Source organism: Bradyrhizobium yuanmingense, assembly GCF_029167105.1.
In the GTDB taxonomy this organism is placed as follows: domain Bacteria; phylum Pseudomonadota; class Alphaproteobacteria; order Rhizobiales; family Xanthobacteraceae; genus Bradyrhizobium; species Bradyrhizobium yuanmingense_A.
Window position 1 is genome coordinate 1 of record NZ_JARFML010000064.1, and the last position, 18338, is coordinate 18338.

The 18338-nt window shown below is 65.7% G+C and carries 17 protein-coding genes; 10 read left to right on the forward strand and 7 right to left on the reverse strand.

What is annotated here, in order from left to right:
- A partial coding sequence (locus P0R31_RS38965) for a DUF721 domain-containing protein (RefSeq protein WP_275520534.1) occupies window positions 1–395 on the reverse strand: 395 nt, incomplete at its 3' end.
- Between the two features lie 161 nt (window positions 396–556).
- On the opposite strand from P0R31_RS38965, the gene mutY reads away from it, so the two are divergent.
- A complete protein-coding gene (mutY, locus tag P0R31_RS38970) occupies window positions 557–1654 on the forward strand; it encodes an A/G-specific adenine glycosylase (RefSeq protein ID WP_275520536.1) in 1098 nt (365 codons plus the stop codon).
- 4 nt (window positions 1655–1658) lie between these two features.
- On the opposite strand, the gene P0R31_RS38975 is transcribed toward mutY, so the two are convergent.
- Window positions 1659–3407, reverse strand: coding sequence for a sensor domain-containing diguanylate cyclase (locus P0R31_RS38975; protein WP_275520538.1), 1749 nt, complete (start codon window positions 3405–3407; stop codon window positions 1659–1661).
- 243 nt (window positions 3408–3650) lie between these two features.
- On the opposite strand from P0R31_RS38975, the gene P0R31_RS38980 reads away from it, so the two are divergent.
- Window positions 3651–4070 (forward strand): PaaI family thioesterase, encoded by a 420-nt coding sequence (locus P0R31_RS38980; protein WP_275520540.1) that lies wholly within the window; start codon window positions 3651–3653, stop codon window positions 4068–4070.
- A gap of 187 nt (window positions 4071–4257) precedes the next feature.
- Here the strand turns inward: P0R31_RS38980 and P0R31_RS38985 are convergent, their stop codons facing one another.
- On the reverse strand, window positions 4258–5535 hold the full coding sequence (locus P0R31_RS38985; RefSeq protein WP_275520542.1) for a flavin-dependent oxidoreductase: 1278 nt from the start codon (window positions 5533–5535) through the stop codon (window positions 4258–4260).
- A 126-nt stretch (window positions 5536–5661) separates the two neighbouring features.
- On the opposite strand from P0R31_RS38985, the gene P0R31_RS38990 reads away from it, so the two are divergent.
- On the forward strand, window positions 5662–6282 hold the full coding sequence (locus tag P0R31_RS38990; RefSeq protein ID WP_275520545.1) for a glutathione S-transferase family protein: 621 nt from the start codon (window positions 5662–5664) through the stop codon (window positions 6280–6282).
- A gap of 110 nt (window positions 6283–6392) precedes the next feature.
- Here the strand turns inward: P0R31_RS38990 and P0R31_RS38995 are convergent, their stop codons facing one another.
- Window positions 6393–7316, reverse strand: coding sequence for a LysR family transcriptional regulator (locus P0R31_RS38995; protein WP_275520560.1), 924 nt, complete (start codon window positions 7314–7316; stop codon window positions 6393–6395).
- A 91-nt stretch (window positions 7317–7407) separates the two neighbouring features.
- Between P0R31_RS38995 and P0R31_RS39000 the strand changes: the two genes are divergently transcribed.
- From P0R31_RS39000 to P0R31_RS39020, 5 genes are all read left to right on the forward strand, one after another.
- A complete protein-coding gene (locus P0R31_RS39000; RefSeq protein WP_275520547.1) occupies window positions 7408–7851 on the forward strand; it encodes a nuclear transport factor 2 family protein in 444 nt (147 codons plus the stop codon).
- A gap of 52 nt (window positions 7852–7903) precedes the next feature.
- Complete coding sequence (locus P0R31_RS39005) at window positions 7904–8188, forward strand: DUF1127 domain-containing protein (protein WP_275520562.1); 285 nt, start codon at window positions 7904–7906, stop codon at window positions 8186–8188.
- Complete coding sequence (locus tag P0R31_RS39010) at window positions 8152–8736, forward strand: biliverdin-producing heme oxygenase (protein WP_275520549.1); 585 nt, start codon at window positions 8152–8154, stop codon at window positions 8734–8736. The genes P0R31_RS39005 and P0R31_RS39010 overlap by 37 nt, the downstream gene beginning before the upstream one ends.
- The gene (locus tag P0R31_RS39015) at window positions 8733–11279 is read left to right on the forward strand and encodes an HWE histidine kinase domain-containing protein (protein ID WP_275520551.1); all 2547 of its coding nucleotides are present in this window, start codon (window positions 8733–8735) and stop codon (window positions 11277–11279) included. Before P0R31_RS39010 ends, P0R31_RS39015 begins: the two co-directional genes overlap by 4 nt.
- A gap of 267 nt (window positions 11280–11546) precedes the next feature.
- Window positions 11547–13556 (forward strand): methyl-accepting chemotaxis protein, encoded by a 2010-nt coding sequence (locus P0R31_RS39020; RefSeq protein ID WP_275520553.1) that lies wholly within the window; start codon window positions 11547–11549, stop codon window positions 13554–13556.
- Between the two features lie 139 nt (window positions 13557–13695).
- Here the strand turns inward: P0R31_RS39020 and P0R31_RS39025 are convergent, their stop codons facing one another.
- The 3 genes from P0R31_RS39025 to P0R31_RS39035 all read right to left on the reverse strand — a co-directional run bounded on the left by P0R31_RS39025 (window position 13696) and on the right by P0R31_RS39035 (window position 16193).
- Window positions 13696–14376 (reverse strand): glutathione S-transferase family protein, encoded by a 681-nt coding sequence (locus P0R31_RS39025; protein WP_036037224.1) that lies wholly within the window; start codon window positions 14374–14376, stop codon window positions 13696–13698.
- A gap of 128 nt (window positions 14377–14504) precedes the next feature.
- Window positions 14505–14831: a hypothetical protein gene (locus tag P0R31_RS39030; RefSeq protein WP_275520555.1), complete on the reverse strand. Its 327-nt coding sequence runs from the start codon at window positions 14829–14831 to the stop codon at window positions 14505–14507.
- A gap of 231 nt (window positions 14832–15062) precedes the next feature.
- A complete protein-coding gene (locus P0R31_RS39035; RefSeq protein WP_157287825.1) occupies window positions 15063–16193 on the reverse strand; it encodes a site-specific DNA-methyltransferase in 1131 nt (376 codons plus the stop codon).
- Between the two features lie 418 nt (window positions 16194–16611).
- Here P0R31_RS39035 and ypfJ point away from each other — a divergent pair, with 418 nt between their 5' ends.
- Both ypfJ and moaB read left to right on the forward strand, forming a co-directional pair.
- Window positions 16612–17553: a KPN_02809 family neutral zinc metallopeptidase gene (ypfJ, locus tag P0R31_RS39040; protein ID WP_036006315.1), complete on the forward strand. Its 942-nt coding sequence runs from the start codon at window positions 16612–16614 to the stop codon at window positions 17551–17553.
- A 35-nt stretch (window positions 17554–17588) separates the two neighbouring features.
- A complete protein-coding gene (gene moaB / locus P0R31_RS39045; RefSeq protein WP_275520558.1) occupies window positions 17589–18152 on the forward strand; it encodes a molybdenum cofactor biosynthesis protein B in 564 nt (187 codons plus the stop codon).
- Window positions 18153–18338: the final 186 nt, after the last annotated feature.

Genomic DNA, 18338 nt, shown 5'->3' on the forward strand with positions numbered 1-18338 from the left:
TCGGGTGGGCAGGGCCGCTTCCGGGCCTGCGGCCGCGACAGGGGCGCCTGGCGGAAGGCGAGCTTGCCGACCGCGCTCCAGCCGAAGAAGCGGTTGACCCGCTCCAGGATCACGTCGGCCGAATGCTGGATCTCCAGCGCCATCGGCCCCTCGACCCGCAGCACCAGGGTTGCCGGCTCCTGCGGCTGCCCCTCCACCGGCCGCGGCCATTGCATCTTGAGCGGCTCGGCATGGGCCGCGATCTCCGGCCCCGCGATCTGCGCCCACCGGGTCACCAGCTCGCGCGCGGCAAAGCCCTGCTTGGCATAGGCCTCGGCAAAGACGTCGTCGAGCAGGATCCCGAGCGGCTTTGCGCTGATGGGGCCGGGCTTGAAGATGGGACCGGATTTGGACATGGGGCCTTATAGCACTTCGGCCGTCGGGCCACAGACCCCGGGGCCCGTCATGTCCAGCCTTGTCCCGCCCATCCACCTTCTTCCTGCGAAAAAGACGTGGATGCCCGCGACGAGTGCGGGCATGACGTGGAGGGGCCAGTGCATTGCCGCTACAGTGAGGAATGAGCCCCAGATCTGCACGCAAGCCGAAGCCGGAACCTTCTCAGCCGGAGACCTCATCGCGCCCGCTCGCGCTCCTGCAATGGTACGACCGCCATCGCCGCCGATTGCCGTGGCGCGCCGCGCCGGGCGAGGCGTCCGATCCCTATCGCGTATGGCTCTCCGAGATCATGCTCCAGCAGACCACCGTGAAGGCGGTCGGCCCCTATTTCGAAAAATTCGTCGCGCGCTGGCCTGATGTCGCGGCGCTGGGGCGAGCCTCGCAGGACGACGTGCTGAGGATGTGGGCCGGGCTCGGCTATTACTCCCGCGCACGCAACCTCCATGCCTGCGCGGTCGCGGTCACGCGCGAGCATGGTGGCGTGTTTCCGGATACCGAGGAGGGCCTGCGCGCGCTGCCGGGGATCGGGCCCTACACGGCGGCGGCGATTGCGGCGATCGCGTTCGACCGCCGCACCATGCCGGTCGACGGCAATATCGAGCGCGTGGTGTCGCGGCTGTTCGCGGTCGAGGAGGAGCTGCCGCAAGCCAAGCCGCTGATCCAGCAACTCGCCGCGACGCTGCTGGCGGAGTCCCGCGCCGGCGACAGTGCGCAGGCGCTGATGGATCTCGGCGCCTCGATCTGCACGCCGAAGAAGCCGGCCTGCTCGCTGTGTCCGTTCACAGAGGACTGCACGGCGCGCGCGCAAGGCACCCAGGAGGCGTTCCCGCGCAAGGCACCGAAGAAGAGCGGGACGCTCAGGCGCGGCGCCGCCTTCGTGGTCACGCGCGGCGACGAGCTGCTCGTCCGCTCGCGGCCCGAGAAGGGGCTGCTCGGCGGCATGACGGAGGTGCCGTGCTCGGATTGGCTCGCCGACCAGGACGATGCAACGGCGAAGCAGCAGGCGCCGCAGCTCAAGGGGCTGTCGCGCTGGAAGCGCAAGGTGGGCGTTGTCACCCATGTCTTCACGCATTTTCCGCTTGAGCTGGTGGTCTACACCGCGAAGGTGGAAGCCCGCACCCGCGCCCCTGAGGGCATGCGCTGGGTGCCGATCGCAACTCTGGCAGATGAGGCGCTGCCCAACGTCATGCGCAAGGTCATCGCGCACGCGCTGGACTGAAATGTCAGGCGGCGCGTGCGGCGCGTTCGTCGGTCGCCGGCATCAGGAACGTGCGGTTGCGTCCCGTTTTCTTGGCCACATAGAGGCCCTGATCGGCGCGCTCGATGACGTCCTGCACGTCGCGGTCGTTTTCGTCGAACAGCGCGAGCCCGACCGACACCGTGATTGGGATGACGATGTTGCCGTGGCGCACCGTCGCGCTCTCGATCGAGGTCCTGATGCGATCGGCGAGCAGCACGGCAGTCTCCGGGTCGATCTCGCGCAGCAGCACCACGAACTCCTCACCGCCGAAGCGGGCCGCCTTGTCGGTGGTCCGGATCGACTGGCCGACGATCTCGGCGACGCGCTTGATCGCGTCGTCGCCCGCAGCGTGACCATGGGTATCGTTGATCTTCTTGAAATGATCGATGTCGATCATCAGCGTCGCCAGGTTGCGCTTGTAGCGTCGGCAGAACGCGACTGCGTCGTCGGCGACGGCGAGGAAGGAGCGGCGGTTCATCAGGCCGGTCATGAAGTCTGTGTCGGCGAGCTGGCGCAGCTTGAGCATGTCCTCCTGGAGCTGCATCGCGTTCTCGGTCGCGCGGAGCTCGGCTTCCTTGGTGCGCTCTTCGGCGAGGCCGATGCGGCGCAGCAGCGAGCGCAGCGCGCGTGAGAGCTGCACGACCTCCACCGAGCCGCTCTGCCGCGCCAGCATGGTCGGTCCTTGAGCCCGCCCGATACGGTCGGCTTCCTGCGTGATGGCGATGATCGGGGCCGCGATCCTGCGCGAGACCACCATGGCGAGCGACAGCGCGATCAGCGCGATGACGCCGCCGATCGCCAGGATCGCTTGCGCCGACGAGATCGCCGCCGCCAGGGCCACGCTTGCCGGCTGACTCGCCGTGACGATCCAGTTCAAACCCTGATAATCGCGATAGCCGTTGCCGACGTGAAACGCGGTGAGCATCTGCCGTCCGTCCGTCGTTTCCCGGAAGGTGCCGTTGCGGGCCTTCAGGATGCCGGTGAGCTCGTCGCCCCCATAGCGGACGGTTTCCTTATGTGGCCCAACCAGCACCATACCGCCCTTGCTCAGGATCGAGAGCTGGCTCTCGGTATTGCCGTCGTTGGCCTCGACGTCCCTGATCAGGTTGCTGGCCCAATTCCAGTCCAGATGTCCGCCGAGCACGCCGAGCAGCTTGCCGCCCGCGTCGTGAACGGGGACGGCGATGTCGACGAATCGAAGGGGTTCGTTGTTGGCGCGCTGTGTCAGCAGCGAGGCCAGCAGGAGGGCTTCATGCACGTCGCCGATCGCGACGCTCTCAAGACCCTGCTTGAACCAGGGCCGTGCGGCCACGGACTTGCCTTGCAGCAGGCCGCCGGTTGCAGCGATCACCTTGCCGTCGACATCGGCAAAGCCGATCCAGGCGAAGTCGGAGAAGATGCGCTGGAGCGATTCCAGCGCGCTGCGCAGGGCAGCCGGATCGCCTTGCCACAGGCCCTGCATGGGTTGCAGCTCTGCGAACAGCTTGATCTCCTGCTGGCGTGTTGCCATGAAGCGGTCGAGCCTGCCCGAGGTGCTGGAGGCAATCTGGGTGAGATTGCTCTCGATCAGGGCGGCCGTATTTCTGTAGCTGATCAGAGCTGCGCCAGCGGCGAGCGTGCCGACGAGGACGATCGACATGGCCGCCATGGCCGCGGCGATCTGCGTTCGCACCGTCAGATGGTCTTCGATCGCGTGCAGGCGGTCCTTGGCCTGTCGCAAAAGCGCGTGCATAGGGAGGCTCCATGTCACGGTCGGTTGTCCCATGCGGTAATTTCCAACCGCTTACCGGCGAGGCATTCGTTGCGATGTATTGAATCCCTCGTGAATTCGTTCGGTTGAAATGGCCTAAAATTGTGTGCCGCAGCGCTGCGGCGAAGGGACTCCGCCGCTGCACGCGCCGCAATGCAGCGCGAGCTGCTGACACCGGGGTGTCAGCAGCCATTGGCTATCGATAGGCCGTCAATGGAGGATGCCATGGTCAAGACCGCGCTCGATAACTTCCCAAGGCCCCCATGCGCCGAGTTGCTCGGCTGGCGCCTGCTCGATGCGCATCCGGAGGAGGGCTGGATCAAGCTCGGCTTCGAGGGCAAGCCGGAGTTCTGCAACCCTGCGGGCTTCATCCAGGGCGGCATGCTCTCGGCCATGCTCGACGACACCATGGGGCCGGCGGTGCTGGTGATGAGCGAGGGCCGGCTCTACACCACCACGATCAGCATGACCGTGAATTTTTTGGCACCCGCAAAGCCGGGCCCGATCACCGGCGAAGCCAGGGTGACGCAGCTCGGCAAGACCATCGCCTTCGTCGAAGCCAAGCTGATGGCCGAGGATGGCGCCGTGCTCGCGACGGCAAGCGCCAGCGAGCGATTGTTGGAGGCGGCGAGGGTGGTGAAGTGAGGCGGGCACCGGCCTCTCACTCCCTCGCCCCGTTCTTACGGGGAGAGGGGGAGTGAGGGGCCTCTCTCAACACGGGAGATTGTCGAGAGACCTGTACCCCCTCACCCGGATCGCAAGAGCGATCCGACCTCTCCCCGCAAGCGGGGCGAGGTGAAGTGGAGCCCGCGGCGAACGATGAGCCGAATTCTTACGCCCCGGCGCGCGCGTCCTTGCTTACGATCGGCGGCTTCGCATTCAGCGCCTCGACCTGGAATCCCGCAACGCGCTTGTAGTTGGCGGCGATGTCTTCCAGCTCCTGCTGCGACAAGACGTCGGTGACGACCTTGTACCCGTCAGGCGCGCGCTCCTCGACCAGCTGCATCACCTGCTCGGGGCCGTTCTTGCGGTTGAGCAGGACGAGATCGGTGGTCGCCGGCCGCCGCTCGGCCTCATAGGCGAGCAGTGCCGCCTGGGTCGGGCCATGCGCCAGGATCTCGCGCGTGATGACGCGGGCATCGAGGATCGCCTGCGAGGCGCCGTTCGAGCCGATCGGGTACATCGGATGCGCGGCATCGCCCATCAACGTGACGCGGCCGAAGGTCCATTGCGACACCGGATCGCGGTCGACCAGCGGATATTCGTAGGCGTGCGGGCAGTTCCTGATCAGGGCGGGCACGTCGAGCCAGTCGAACTGCCAGCTCTCGAACCAGGGCAGGAATTCTTCCAGCCGCGCGGTGCGGTTATAGTCCTCGCGCCGCCACTGATAGGTCGGCGGCATGTGGCGCTCCGCGACCCAGTTGATGAGGTGGTTGCCGTTTGCATCCGGTTCTTTCGAGATCGGATAGCAGACGAATTTCAGGATCTCGTGGCCGGCCATGATCATGCTGCGGCCGGTGAGGAAGGCTTTGGCCGGCGTGACGCCGCGCCAGAGGATGCGGCCGTTCCAGATCGGCGGGCCTTCGTTCGGATAGAGCCTTTCTCGCGCGGCGGAATGGATGCCGTCGGCGGCGATCAGGATCGCGCCCTCGTAAGCGCCGGCGGCCTTGCCGGTCGCCCTGTCGGCGAAGTCGGCGCGCACGCCGTCCGCCGTCTCGGTCCAGCCGGTCAGATGATGGCTGGTGAGGATGTTGTCGCGGCCGAGCCGCTCGAGCGCAGTGTCGAGCAGGATCTGCTGGAGGGTGCCGCGATGGATCGAGAATTGCGGCCATTTGTAGCCGGCCTCCAGGCCGCGCGGCTCGCTCCAGATCGGCTTGCCGTGCTTGGAGAAATAGGCGAGCTCGCGCGTCCGCACGCCGCTGGCGTCCAGCCTGTCCAGCAGGCCGAGCTCGATCAGCTCGCGCACGGCATGCGGCAGCACGTTGATGCCGACGCCGAGCGGCTTCAGTTCCGCGACGCTCTCGAACACTTTCACGGGAACGCCGATCTGATGCAGGCTGAGCGCAAGCGTGAGCCCGCCGATGCCGCCACCGGCGATGAGTACCGTCATGAGAAAACCCCCTCCGATGAGAGGCGTCTTGGCACAGCCGGGTGGATGTGGGCAACTGCGAATAGGCCGCCTATGGACGGCGCGGCGGAGGACCGTTAACCTTCGCTTTTCCCCATGAGGTCCGACATGCTCAAGCTCTACTACGCCACCGGCACTTGCGCGCTTGCCACCTACATCACCCTGGAAGAGGCCGGCGCCGACTACACCGCCGAGCGGCTGAGCTTCAAGGACAACCAGCAGAACAGCCCGGACTATCTCGCCATCAACCCGAAGGGCCGGGTGCCGGCGCTGGTCACCGACCGCGGCGTCCTGACCGAGACGCCGGCGATGCTGGCCTATCTCGCGCAGACCTTCCCCAAGGCGAAGCTCGCGCCGCTCGACGATCCCTTCGACTTCGCCCAGGTGCAGTCGTTCAACTCCTATCTCTGCTCGACCGTGCACATCAACCACGCCCACAAGATGCGCGGCGCGCGCTGGGCGACGGAGGAGAGCTCGTTCGCCGACATGAAGGCGATGGTGCCGAAGACCATGGGCGCCTGCTTCAAGCTGATCGAGCAGAAGATGTTCAAGGGACCGTGGGTGATGGGCGATCAGTACACGATCTGCGATCCCTATCTCTATACGCTTTCGACTTGGCTCGAAGGCGACAGCGTCGACATCAATGCGACGCCGAAGATCGCCGATCACTTCAAGCGCATGTCCGATCGCCCCGCGGTGAGCAAGGTGATGGCGGCGCAGAAGGCGTAGGAGCGCAGCTGTTGTAGGGTGGGTTAGCGCAGCGTAACCCACCTTTTCTGTCGCTGCGGAAACCAAAGTCGTGGGTTACGCCTTTGGCTAACCCACCCTACGAGAGCTTGCTACGGGAGTTTCCGCCTGGCTTGCGCCAGCTCCCGCCCCGTCTCCAGCATCAGCCTTCTCAGCCAGATCGAGCCGGGGTCCATCTGCGCGCGCGTCGGGTGGAACATGAACTGCTCGTCGATCCCTGGATCGAACGGCGGCGTCACCGTGACGAGGCCGAGCTGCTTCGACAGCGCGGCGATCAGTCGGCGCGGCACGAAGGCGACGAGATCGGTGCGCGCGGCGACGTGCAAGGCTTCGAGATAGCCCGGCACGACCAGCGAGACATGTCGCTCGACGCCTTTGCTGCGCAGCCAGGTGTCGATGAGATCCTCCGGCTGGCCGCGGATGATCACGCCGACATGGCGGGCGGCCAGGAACGTCTCGCGCCGCTTCAGCTTCGCTGCAGCAGGATGGCCGCGCCGCACCGCCAGCGCGTCGCTGTCGGTGTAGAGCAGCTGGCGATGAAAGCCCTTGAAGGCATTGCCTATCGAGATCACGAGGTCGATGGTGCGCGCGAACTCGGCGTGGAAGATCGCAGGTCCTCGCCACGGCACCACGTCGATGCGGACGTTGGGGGCGAGGCGCGTGACTTTCGCCATCAAGGGCGGCATCAACAGCTCGACTGCGAGATCCGGCATCATCAGGCGGAACTGACGCTCGCTGCGCGCGGCATCGAAGTCATCGGGCACGAACAGCCCGCGGACCTGGTCGAGCGCCTGCGCCAGCGGCGCACGCAGGGCCAGCGCCCGCGGCGTCAGCTCCATCCGTACGCCCGTGCGCACCAGCAGCGGGTCACCGAAGATATCGCGCAGGCGCTGCAAGGCGTGGCTCGTGGCCGGCTGTGACAGGCCGATCCTCATTGCCGCGCGGCTGACATTGGCTTCGCGCAGCAACGCGTCGAGCGCGGTCAACAGGTTGAGGTCGAGCGAGTTCAAATTCATGAGGTGAATAGATAACATATTCCCTATCGATTTGAAGAATGACGTTGGCCCGGCGATGATCTCGGCGTTGTCACCACGAGGAGATGCCGCCATGAACGCGAGCGCCAACAAGAAACTGCTGCAGGACATCTTTGCCGCGGCCGCCAATCCCGATCCGGCCGCGCGCGACCGCGCCCTGTTCACAGCAAGTCTCGCCGACGACGCCAAATGGGTCGTCACCGGGCAATATTCCTGGTCGCGCACCTTTGCCGGCAAGGAGGCGATTCTTAGAGATCTGCACGGCTATGTCCGCACGCGCCTGCGCGACCGCACGCGAACCATCGCCCATCGCTTCATCGCCGATGGCGACATCGTGGTGGTGGAAGCCAAGGGCGATAACGTCACGCCCGAGGGCGTGCGTTATGACAACGACTATTGCCTGGTCTTTCGTCTGGAGGCCGGCAAGATCAAGGAGATTCGCGAGTATTGCGACTCCGTGCTGACCGAGAAGGCGCTCGGTCCGTTTCCGCAAGCCCCCGCGAGGGCCGCGGGCTAACGGCTTGGACGAGGTCGTGTCCACCGGCCGCTCCTGTTCGTCACGGCCCGCGATGGTTGTGCGGGCCTGTCGGACGCTGCTGGAACTCGTGCAGGCCCGGCGCGAGCGGTCTCGGGTCCGCTATCAGCTCGCGGCCATGACCGAACGCGAGCTTCAGGATTTCGCGGTGTCCCGGAGCGAGATCGAGCACGAGCTCAGAAAGCCGCAGTGCCAAGGCCGGCGGAACTATTGCGTGCCGCCGGCGTTCCCTCGGTTGCCGGGCGCGCCGCGCCCGCGGCAACCTGTGTTCTCGGGAATTTCATGCTGGCTGGGGCTTCGGACGTTACAACGCAGGTAGGCCGCAGCTTCTCCGGACTCCGCGAACGACTAAGAGACGCAACGTCGGCTGCGCACCGCGACCTCGACGCGCAGCTGTCGGCGTTCGATCTGACCGAGCTCTCCGGCTATCGTCGCTTTCTGCAAGCCAGTGCCGGCGCCCTGCTGCCACTCGAGACGGCACTCGTCGAGGCCGGCGTCAGCAGGGCTTTCCCGGACTGGCCGGAGCGATCGCGAAGCGCGGCAATTCTGGCTGATCTCGAGCGCCTTGGCAGCGCGGTGCCGCGGCTGGTGTCCGTGTCCCCACTGACGCGCAGCGGCGTTGTGGGCACGATGTATGTGCTCGAAGGCTCCCGTCTCGGGGCAAAATTCCTGCTGAAGATGGTCGCGGATTCCGCCGATCCGCGGACTTGCGAAGCTGTCGCCTATCTCAGTCACGGCACCGGCAGGCGGTTCTGGCAAAGTTTCCTGGCGAAGCTTGCAACCGACGAGCGCTGGGACGAAGACGAGGCGATCGCGGCGGCTCGCATCACCTTCGCCGCATTCGAGCAGGCGGCGGACCGGGCATGAACCAGGCCGTCAATCTCACCAATTGCGATCGCGAGCCGATCCATATTCCCGGCAGCGTGCAGCCGTTTGGCTTCCTGTTGGCCGTGCTCTCGGATTTCACGATCTGCATGGCGTCGGACAACGTCGAGAGCTTCCTTGGAACCGATGTTGCCGACCTGCTGCAGCGACCGCTGGCGACCGTCATCTCCGAAGCCGCCGTCGAGACCATCCGCAGCCGTGTCGATCATTTGAGCGGGCCGGATGCGACTGAACGCCTGTTCGGGGTCGAACTGCAGCCGGGCAAGGCGCCATACGATCTGTCGATCCATTTCTCCGGCGTCTACCTCATCATCGAGGCGGAGCCGAGCGTCCACGAGCCCGGTGTCAATTCCGGCGAGCTCGTGCGCTTGATGCTCGAACGGATTCGCAAGACGCGCGGAATGGCCGATCTGGCGCGCGAGGCGGCCCGTCAGCTCAAGGTGCTGACCGGCTTCGACCGCGTCATGGTCTATCAGTTTCACCCGGACGGGTCCGGCGAGGTGATCGCCGAGACGGCGGAGTCCGGGCTCGAATCCTTTTTCGGCCTGCGTTACCCTGCATCCGACATCCCGAGGCAGGCGCGCGCGCTCTATCAGCGCAACTGGCTGCGCATCATCGCCGACGTCGACGCGCGGCCTGCCGCGCTGATGTCCACGGCCACGCACAATGCGGGACTGCTCGACCTGTCGATGAGCGTGCTGCGCTCGGTGTCGCCGATCCACATCGAATATCTGCGTAACATGGGCGTTGCCGCCTCCATGTCGGTGTCGATCCTGCGTGACGGCAAGCTGTGGGGCCTGTTTGCTTGTCACCATTACTCGCCGCGTTACATTTCGTTCGACAAACGCACGGCCTCCGAGCTGTTCGGTCAGATGTTCTCGTGGATCGTGGAAGGCCGCGAGCGCGAGGGTGACGTCGCCTATGAGGCCCGCGCGCATCAGGTCCAGGAGCGATTGATCGAGATCGCGGCCTCGCACGACCACAGCCGGCGGGCGATCGTCGATTTCCTGGGCGACTATCGCAAGATGATCGAGTGCGACGGCGTCGCAGTCTGGTCCGACAATACCGTCGCGCTCGAGGGCGAGACCCCGACCGAAGACGAGGTGAAGGATCTCGTCGCCTTCATCAACCGGACTTCGCCGGGCCGGATCTTCGCCAGCGCCGAGATCGCCGAGGTCTACGCCGCCGGCCAGGCCTTCCGTGACCGCGCGGCGGGCTTTCTCGCCATCCCGATCTCGCGGACCCCGCGCGATTGCCTGATCTTCTTCCGCCGCGAGCTAACGCGCTCGGTGAACTGGGCCGGTGCTCCCAACAAGGTCTACGACGAAGGGCCGCACGGGCCGCGTCTCACCCCGCGCAAGAGCTTCGAGCTATGGCAGGAAACGGTGGCGGGGCAGTCGAAGCCGTGGTCGGCGGCCGATATCCGCATCGCCGAGAGCCTGCGCGTCACGCTGCTGGAGGTGATCCTGCAACTGTCCGACCTCGCCGCGCGCGAGCGCCGCGGGGCACAGGAGCGGCAGGAACTGATGATCGCCGAGCTCAATCATCGGGTCCGCAACATCCTGAGCCTCGTGCGCGCCCTGGTGGCGCAGAGCAAGGAGACCGCGACCGGCATCGAGGAGTTCGCCAGCGTGCTCGGCGGCCGCATCCAGGCCCTCGCGCGCGCCCACGACCAGATCACCAACCTGAACTGGGCACCCGTCGCGCTCCGCACCCTGGTCGAGTCCGAGGCCGGCGCCTATCTCGGTGCGCGCGCAGACCGGGTGAAGATGGGCGGTCCGGACGTCGCGCTCGATCCAAAGGCGTTCGCGACGCTGGCGCTCGTCGTTCATGAGATGATGACCAATTCCGCCAAGTACGGCGCGCTTGCCGATTCCACCGGCAGTGTCGAGGTGGTCTGGCGCCTCGACCCGTCTTCCAGCCTCGTCATCGAGTGGAAGGAGAGCGGCGGTCCGCCCGTGCAGCCGCCGTCGCGGCGCGGCTTCGGCACCACCATCATCGAGCGGTCGGTGCCGTTCGATCTCAAGGGCGATGCCGAGATCCGTTTCGACCTCCTGGGCGTCCAGGCGAAGTTCGTCATTCCGCCCAACTTCGTCCAGCTCGTCCCATCCATCGCGGGAGCCGCCATGCGTATCGAGGAGCAGCAATCTGCCCGTCCACGGATTTCCGACACGGCCCTGATCGTGGAGGACAACCTGATCATCGCGATGGCCGCGGAGGTCATCCTGCTCGACCTCGGCGCCCGCCACGTCGACACCGCCGCAACCGTCGACCAGGCACTGCGCTCGATCGAGCGTTCGCGGCCGAGCTTTGCTCTGCTCGATCTCAATCTCGGCAGCGAGAGCAGCATCAAGGTGGCGCAGAAGCTGAAGGAGATCGGGGTGCCCTTCATCTTCGCGACCGGCTATGGCGAGCGCGCGCCGATCCCCGAGCAATTGGCCTCCGCGCCGGTGGTCCAGAAGCCCTACACGCTGGAAGTGGTCGAGAATGCACTCGGCAAGTTGCAGCAGGCCGGCGCCCAATAGGCATCCCTGACGAACAGCATGCATCGGCGTGCATGGCACAGCGGATTCGCATGCGGCTTTGCATAGCTGCCGCCAAAATCGGCAGATTTGGTGCGGGTCGAGATCGGGCGCGCGAGGAATTTGAAGGTTCAATTAAGAAGTGTCCCCCATTGTGTCGCGGTGCAGCGTAGGCCGCCCGGGCGCGGCGTGCGGCTGTCGGAGTGGCCGTGACGATCGCCGGAGTCGTTCGGCCCCTCGAATTCACATGCATCTGGGTGGACAGTGGGAATGCCGAAATTTCGTTTGCGGATCAGGGGACGCCTGTACGCAGGCTTCATGGCCCTGGTGGCGGTGGGTGTCGTGATGGCGGTGGTTGCCGTCTGGAATTTGCGGGACGTGCAGGGTCAGGTCGCAAGACAATCCGCCCTCTCGGACAGCACGGCGCGGGTGCTGGAAATATCGGCCCATCTGCAGGCGATCCAGCGGGCAAATTTGCGCTACGTCTACGACGCCAACGAGTCCGCAATGAAGGAAGCGCAAGAGCGCGAGACCGCGGCGAGCGAGCTGCTCCGGGTCGGCGCTCAGGGGACGCTCTCCGAGGAGCGGCGCGCGCTCTACAACGGCCTGATCGACGAGATCGCGAAAATGCGACGCCTGCGTGACAATCTCGGCGACGCCGTCAACGAGACGAGAACGGGCAAGGCGACGCTGCTGCCGAGTGGCGAGGACCTGGCCACCAAGACGAACAAGCTCGTCGACGTGGCGCGCGCCGCCGTCGATGAAGATACCGCTTCCCTCGTCGCCGATCTCGAATCCCGAATCCTGCTCGTGAGGATCGTAAACTGGCGTTTTCTGGCCCTTCGCGATGCGCAGGGCCCTGCGACCTTCAGGGCGAGCATCGACAGGGCATTACAACGGCTGGGGGCACTCGAAAAGAGCCCGCAGGCGGCGGCGTTGCGCGCCACGCTGGCGCCGGTGAAGACCTCGCTTGAAACCTACAAGACGGCGTTCGAGACGACCTCCGCAGCGATGCTTAAAGCGGACGAGATCTACCACAAGAGCCTCGCGCCCCTCATCGTCGACAGCATCGGCAAGCTCAAGGTGGCGGAAACGACGCTGAAGGAGGACTACCAGGCATCGCGCGCCACCGCCGAGGCCGTGATCGCGGGAACGACGACCGTGCAGGAGATCGCCGGCGGCCTCGCCATCCTGTTCGGAGGCATCGTCGCCTTCCTCATCGCCCGCAGTATCGTCGGTCCGCTGACCTCGATGACGCAGGCGATGGGGCGGCTTGCCGGCGGCAATCTCGAGGTCGAGATTCCCGGCCGCGGCAGGGCCGACGAGATCGGCGACATGGCCAAGGCGATCCAGGTCTTCAAGGACAACATGATCGAGACCGAGAGCATGCGCGCCGAGCAGGCCGAACTCGAGGCGCGGCAGGCCGAGAACCGCCGGAAAGACATGGCCAGGCTCGCCGATCAGTTCGAGCAGGCCGTCGGCGAGATCGTCAACACGGTGTCGTCGGCATCGGGCGAGCTCGAAGCCTCCGCCGGCACGTTGACGACGACTGCCGCGCGCGCCCAGGACCTCTCGACGGAGGTCGCCAGCGCTTCGCAGGAGGCCTCGGCCAATGTGCAGGCGGTCGCCTCTGCGACCGAGGAGCTCTCCTCCTCGGTCTCCGAGATCGCCCGCCAGGTACAGGAATCCGCCCGCATCGCCACCGAGGCTGTCGGTCAGGCGAGCCGGACCAACGAGCGCGTCGGCGCGCTCTCCAAGGCCGCCGCGCGGATCGGCGACGTGGTCGAGCTGATCAGCACCATTGCCGGCCAGACCAACCTCTTGGCGCTGAACGCCACGATCGAGGCGGCGCGTGCGGGCGAAGCCGGCCGCGGCTTTGCGGTGGTCGCTACCGAGGTCAAGGCGCTCGCCGAGCAGACGGCCAAGGCCACCGGCGAGATCGCCCAGCAGGTCTCCGGCATCCAGGCCGCGACCGAGGAGTCGGTCGGCTCGATCCGGGAGATTAGCGGCACCATCGAGCGGCTGTCGGAGATCGCCTCGACGGTCGCCGCGGCCGTGGAGCAGCAGGGCGCGGCGACGCAGGAGATCTCACGCAACGTCCAGCAGGCGGCCCAGGGCACCCAGCTCGTCTCGTCCAACATCGGCGACGTGCAGCGCGGCGCTTCCGAGACCGGCTCGGCCTCCTCGCAGGTGTTGTCGGCGGCGCGCTCGCTCTCGGCCGACAGCAACCGGTTGAAGCAGGAGGTCGCCAAGTTCCTGAGCTCGGTCCACGCCGCCTGACCGAAAGCGGACGTATCCTGCTGCATCGTCATTCCGGGGCGATGCGGAGCATCGAACCCGGAATCTCGAGATTCTAAGGTGCGCAACTGCGCACCACAGTTCGCCGCCCTGCGGCGCCCCGGAATGACTGCAACAGCGATCAGGCCACCTTGGTCGTCATGTGCTTGAACATGTTGGCCCTGGCTTCGTCGTCCATCTCGGCCTTGAAGGTGAACTTGTCCTTCAGGGCGATGGCGCGCGCCGCGGCCGGGCGCGCCGAGATCTCGTCGACCAGCCGCTTCACATTCGGGTATCGCGCAAAGGCGTCGTCGCCGAGCTTGAACGGCACCATCCGCGCCCAGCCCCACAGCGCCATGTCGACGATCGAATAGCTGTCGCCGACCATGTAGCGGCGGTCCTTCAGGTGCGCGTCGAGGATCTTGTAGTGACGGTCGGTCTCGTACTGATAGCGGTTATGGGCGTAGTCGTGGTTCTGGTCCTTCGGTGCGAAATGCTTGAAGTGCACGGCCTGACCGGAAAAGGGCCCGACGCCGCTCGCGACGAACATCAGCCAGGACAAGAGTTCGGCGCGGTTGGAGGGGAGGAATTTGCCGGTCTTCTCGGCGAGATAGAGCAGGATGGCGTTCGAATCGAACACGATGGTGCCGCCATCGTCGATCGCCGGCACCTTGCCGTTCGGATTGATCTTGAGGAATTCCGGCGTGAATTGCTCGCCCTTGCGGGTGTCGATCTTCACCGGCTCGAAAGGCAGGCCGGATTCTTCGAGATAGAGCGCGACCTTGGTCGGGTTCGGTGATCCATTGAAATAGAACTTGAGCATCAAGCATCTCCCCGGTGTCTATATTGCCGCGCGCGGACGCGGCGTCGTTGGGCGAGCCTGTCTTGCCTGAACCTCGCCCGAGAGAGCAACCGGCGAGTTTGCCGGGCGGTGTCTGCGCGGTACGCAGATCAGGCAGCGTAACAGAGGCCGATTGCCGCCGCGACCACCATGGCCGCGCCTACGGCCTCCAGCCGCAGGCCGAGCCGCGCGGCGAGATGCATGTCCGAGGCCCGCGCCGCGCGCTCCGACCCGCGCGCATAGCCGTGGACGATGACGTCGTGGTTGAAGTTGTCGTGCGCCTCGTTGCTGCTGGCGAGCCCGACGCAGATCACGAGCACGCCGAACAGCGCCAGGCCGAAAAACCCGAGCAGCGCGATCAGGAACATCGGAAACATGCCGATCAGGAAGATCGGCAGCAGCGGCACCAGCAGCAATGCCTCGGACTGTCGTCGCATGGGGAGCCCAATCGGTCAGGAGGGGGCTAACCAGGCGAATCTAGTCCTGGCTGCCGCCTCATTCAAGCACCAGTGCTGTCATTCCGGGGCGCGCCTCTTGGCGCAAGCCCGCAAATCCATTGGGCCGCAAGGCCGGTGGTCGGATGGATTCCGGGTTCTATCGCGGAGCCTGTCATCGGGCCGCGCTGCGCGGACCCGGTTGCGAGCCCCGAAATGACTTAGGAGCGGAAGCTACTCCGCCGCCATGCCGGCGCGGATCTCGGCGCGCAGCTCGTCGATCAGCTTCAGGCCCTTCTTGGTCTCGACGTGCCAGAAGGTCCAGCCGTTGCAGGCCTGAGCGCCTTGCGCCACCGCGCCGATCCGGTGGATCGAGCCGACCTTGTCGCCGAGCATGATGGCGCCGTCGGCGCGCACCAATGCGCCGAGCTTCTTCTTGGCGTCGAACAGCTTGGTGCCGGGCATGATCATGCCGCGCTCGATCAGCTCGGAGAACGCAACGCGCGGCGCCTCGCGCGCGGTCATGAACGGGGCAAGGCTCTCTTCCGGCAACGGCTCGACCTTGGCGATGCGCGCCTCGGCCGCCTTGGCGTAGGTCTTGTCGCGCTCGAAGCCGACATAGGAGCGGCCGAGGCGCTTGGCGACCGCGCCGGTGGTGCCGGTGCCGTTGAACGGGTCGATGACGAGATCGCCGGGCTTGGACGAGGACAGCAGCACGCGCGCCAGCAGGCCTTCCGGCTTCTGCGTCGGATGCACTTTCTTGCCGTCGGTGCCCTTGAGGCGCTCCTCGCCGGTGCAGAGCGGGATCAGCCAGTCGGACCGCGCCTGCACGTCCTCGTTGGCGGCCTTCAGCGCCTCGTAGTTGAACGTGTAGCCCTTGGCTTTTTCGTCACGCGCGGCCCAGATCATGGTTTCATGCGCGTTGGTGAAGCGGCGGCCGCGGAAATTCGGCATCGGATTGGTCTTGCGCCAGACGATGTCGTTCAGCAGCCAGAAGCCGAGGTCCTGCATGATGGCGCCGACGCGGAAGATGTTGTGATAGGAGCCGATCACCCAGATCGTCGCCGACGGCTTCATGGCGCGGCGTGCGGCGAGCAGCCATGCGCGGGTGAAATCGTCGTAGGCGGCAAACGAATCGAACTTGTCCCAGTCGTCGTTGACGGCATCGACATGGGATTCGTCGGGACGCTTGAGGTCGCCCTTGAGCTGCAGATTGTAGGGCGGGTCGGCGAACACCAGGTCGACGCTGCCTGCCTGGAGCTTCGACATCTCGGCGACGCAATCGCCGACGATGATGCGATGCGACGGGGACTCAAAATTTGTGCGGGGCGCCCTTGCAGACGCCCCGCGACGCGACTCTACCATGACTCAAGAACTCTGACTCAGGCGACGCTGTCGGCGACGCGGGACCAAACAACCGACTGGCCGTTACATTGCCGGGGCAAAGTAAAAATCGACTTAACCCGCCGCTTTCGTGAGCACTCCTCGCATCATCGTTCGCGCACAAATTGCTGCGCGCATTCGCCTTGTTTTACAGTGCATTTCGTACTTGCGCGGTTCGCTGGAGCGATCGTGGCGGGAAAAAGGCTGTAAATTTCTCTCGGAAAAAACTGCTCGGCCCTCGGAAAAATTTGCAGGCATCGACAGGCTGTCGCACTAGGCAATTTTTGCCGACCACGATATTGATAAAGGCAAGGGAAATTTTACGTATGTGGCGCGTTGAGCTTTCGCGTTTCTGTGCGCCGTCGAAACTCAGATCAGGGACCCCAGAGGAAAGGCCGCCATGCGCTACGATGACTTCCGCCGCAGCGACGACATCGAGGATCGTCGCGACGAAGGTGGCGGCTTTGGCGGAGGCGGAGGCGGCGGGTTCGGCCTGCCGATGGGCGGCGGCGGGCTCGGCATCGGCACCATCATCATCCTCGGCCTGGTCGGCTACGCCTTCGGCATCGATCCCCGCATCCTGATCGGGGGCGCCGAGATCCTCTCCGGCGGCGGCCATGCGCCGACCTATCAGACCGATCGTCAGGCCTCCTCGGGCAAGCGCGGCGCGCCGACCGACGAGATGGGCAGCATGATCTCCGGCATCCTCGGCGAGCTCGACGATCGCTGGAGCGAGATCTTCCAGGCCAACGGCCAGTCGTACACCGGTCCGAAGATCGTGCTGTTCCGCAACGCCACCAATGGCGGCCGCTGCGGCATGGCGCAGTCGGCCATGGGGCCGTTCTATTGTCCGCCCGACCGGACCATCTTCCTCGATACCGCGTTCTTCCGCGAGGTCGAGACCCGCTTTCGCGGCTGCTCCGGCAAGTCGGCGTGCAATTTCACCACCGCCTACATCATCGCGCACGAGGTCGGCCATCACATCCAGAACCTGCTCGGCATCATTCCGCGCGTGACGCGGCTGCAGCAGCAGGTCGGCTCGAAGGCCGAGGCCAATGCGCTCCAGGTCAAGGTGGAGCTGCAGGCCGACTGCCTGTCCGGCGTCTGGGTCAACCGCGAGGCGAAGAAGCGTCCGAACTTCCTTGAGCCCGGCGACATCGAGGCCGCGCTGACCACGGCAAGCGCGATCGGCGACGACACGCTGCAACGCCAGGCCACCGGCCGCGTGGTACCCGACTCCTTCACCCATGGCTCGGCGGCGCAACGCAAGCAATGGTTCATGATCGGGTACCAGCAGGGCACGGTCCAGGCCTGCAACACGTTCGGTGCGGGAGCGTTGTAGTGCGTCAGCCCCGGAACGACGAGCGAGGGTGAAGAATGGCCTCCTTCGACGAATCCAAGCAGTTCATCCCGCTCAACATTGCGGTGCTCACGGTGTCCGACACGCGCGCGCTCAGCGATGACAAGTCCGGTCAGACCCTCGCCGATCGTCTCACCGCTGCGGGTCATCATCTCGCCGCGCGCGAGATCGTCACCGACGATGTCGAGGCGATCCGCGCGGTCATCCGCCGCTGGATTGCCGATAGCGGCATCGACGTCGTCATCACCACGGGCGGCACCGGCTTTACCGGGCGCGACGTCACGCCGGAGGCGATCGAGCCGCTGTTCGAGAAGCGCATGGACGGCTTCTCGATCGCCTTCCACATGCTGAGCCACGCCAAGATAGGGGCGTCGACGATCCAGAGTCGCGCCACCGCCGGCGTGGCGGGCGCGACCTACATCTTCTGCCTGCCGGGCTCGCCCGGCGCCTGCCGCGACGGCTGGGACGGCATCCTGGCGGCTCAGCTGGACTACCGCACGCGCCCCTGCAATTTCGTCGAGATCATGCCGCGGCTGGACGAGCATCTGCGCCGGCCGAAGGCGCAGGGCGCGACGGTGTGAGCGCGTTGTGCGGATGATGTCTAGCTAATCGCGGCATGGACCCTTCCTTCTCCCCTTGTGGGCCTGTTGCGTAATTCGCCATTTGTGATTCCCTAGGGCAAAGCCTTGGAGGGTAGCGATGGCAGTGAAGCAGACGGGGCAGCCGAGTTTTATTGAGGGGTGGCTGCCGAAGGGAGCCGGGGCCAA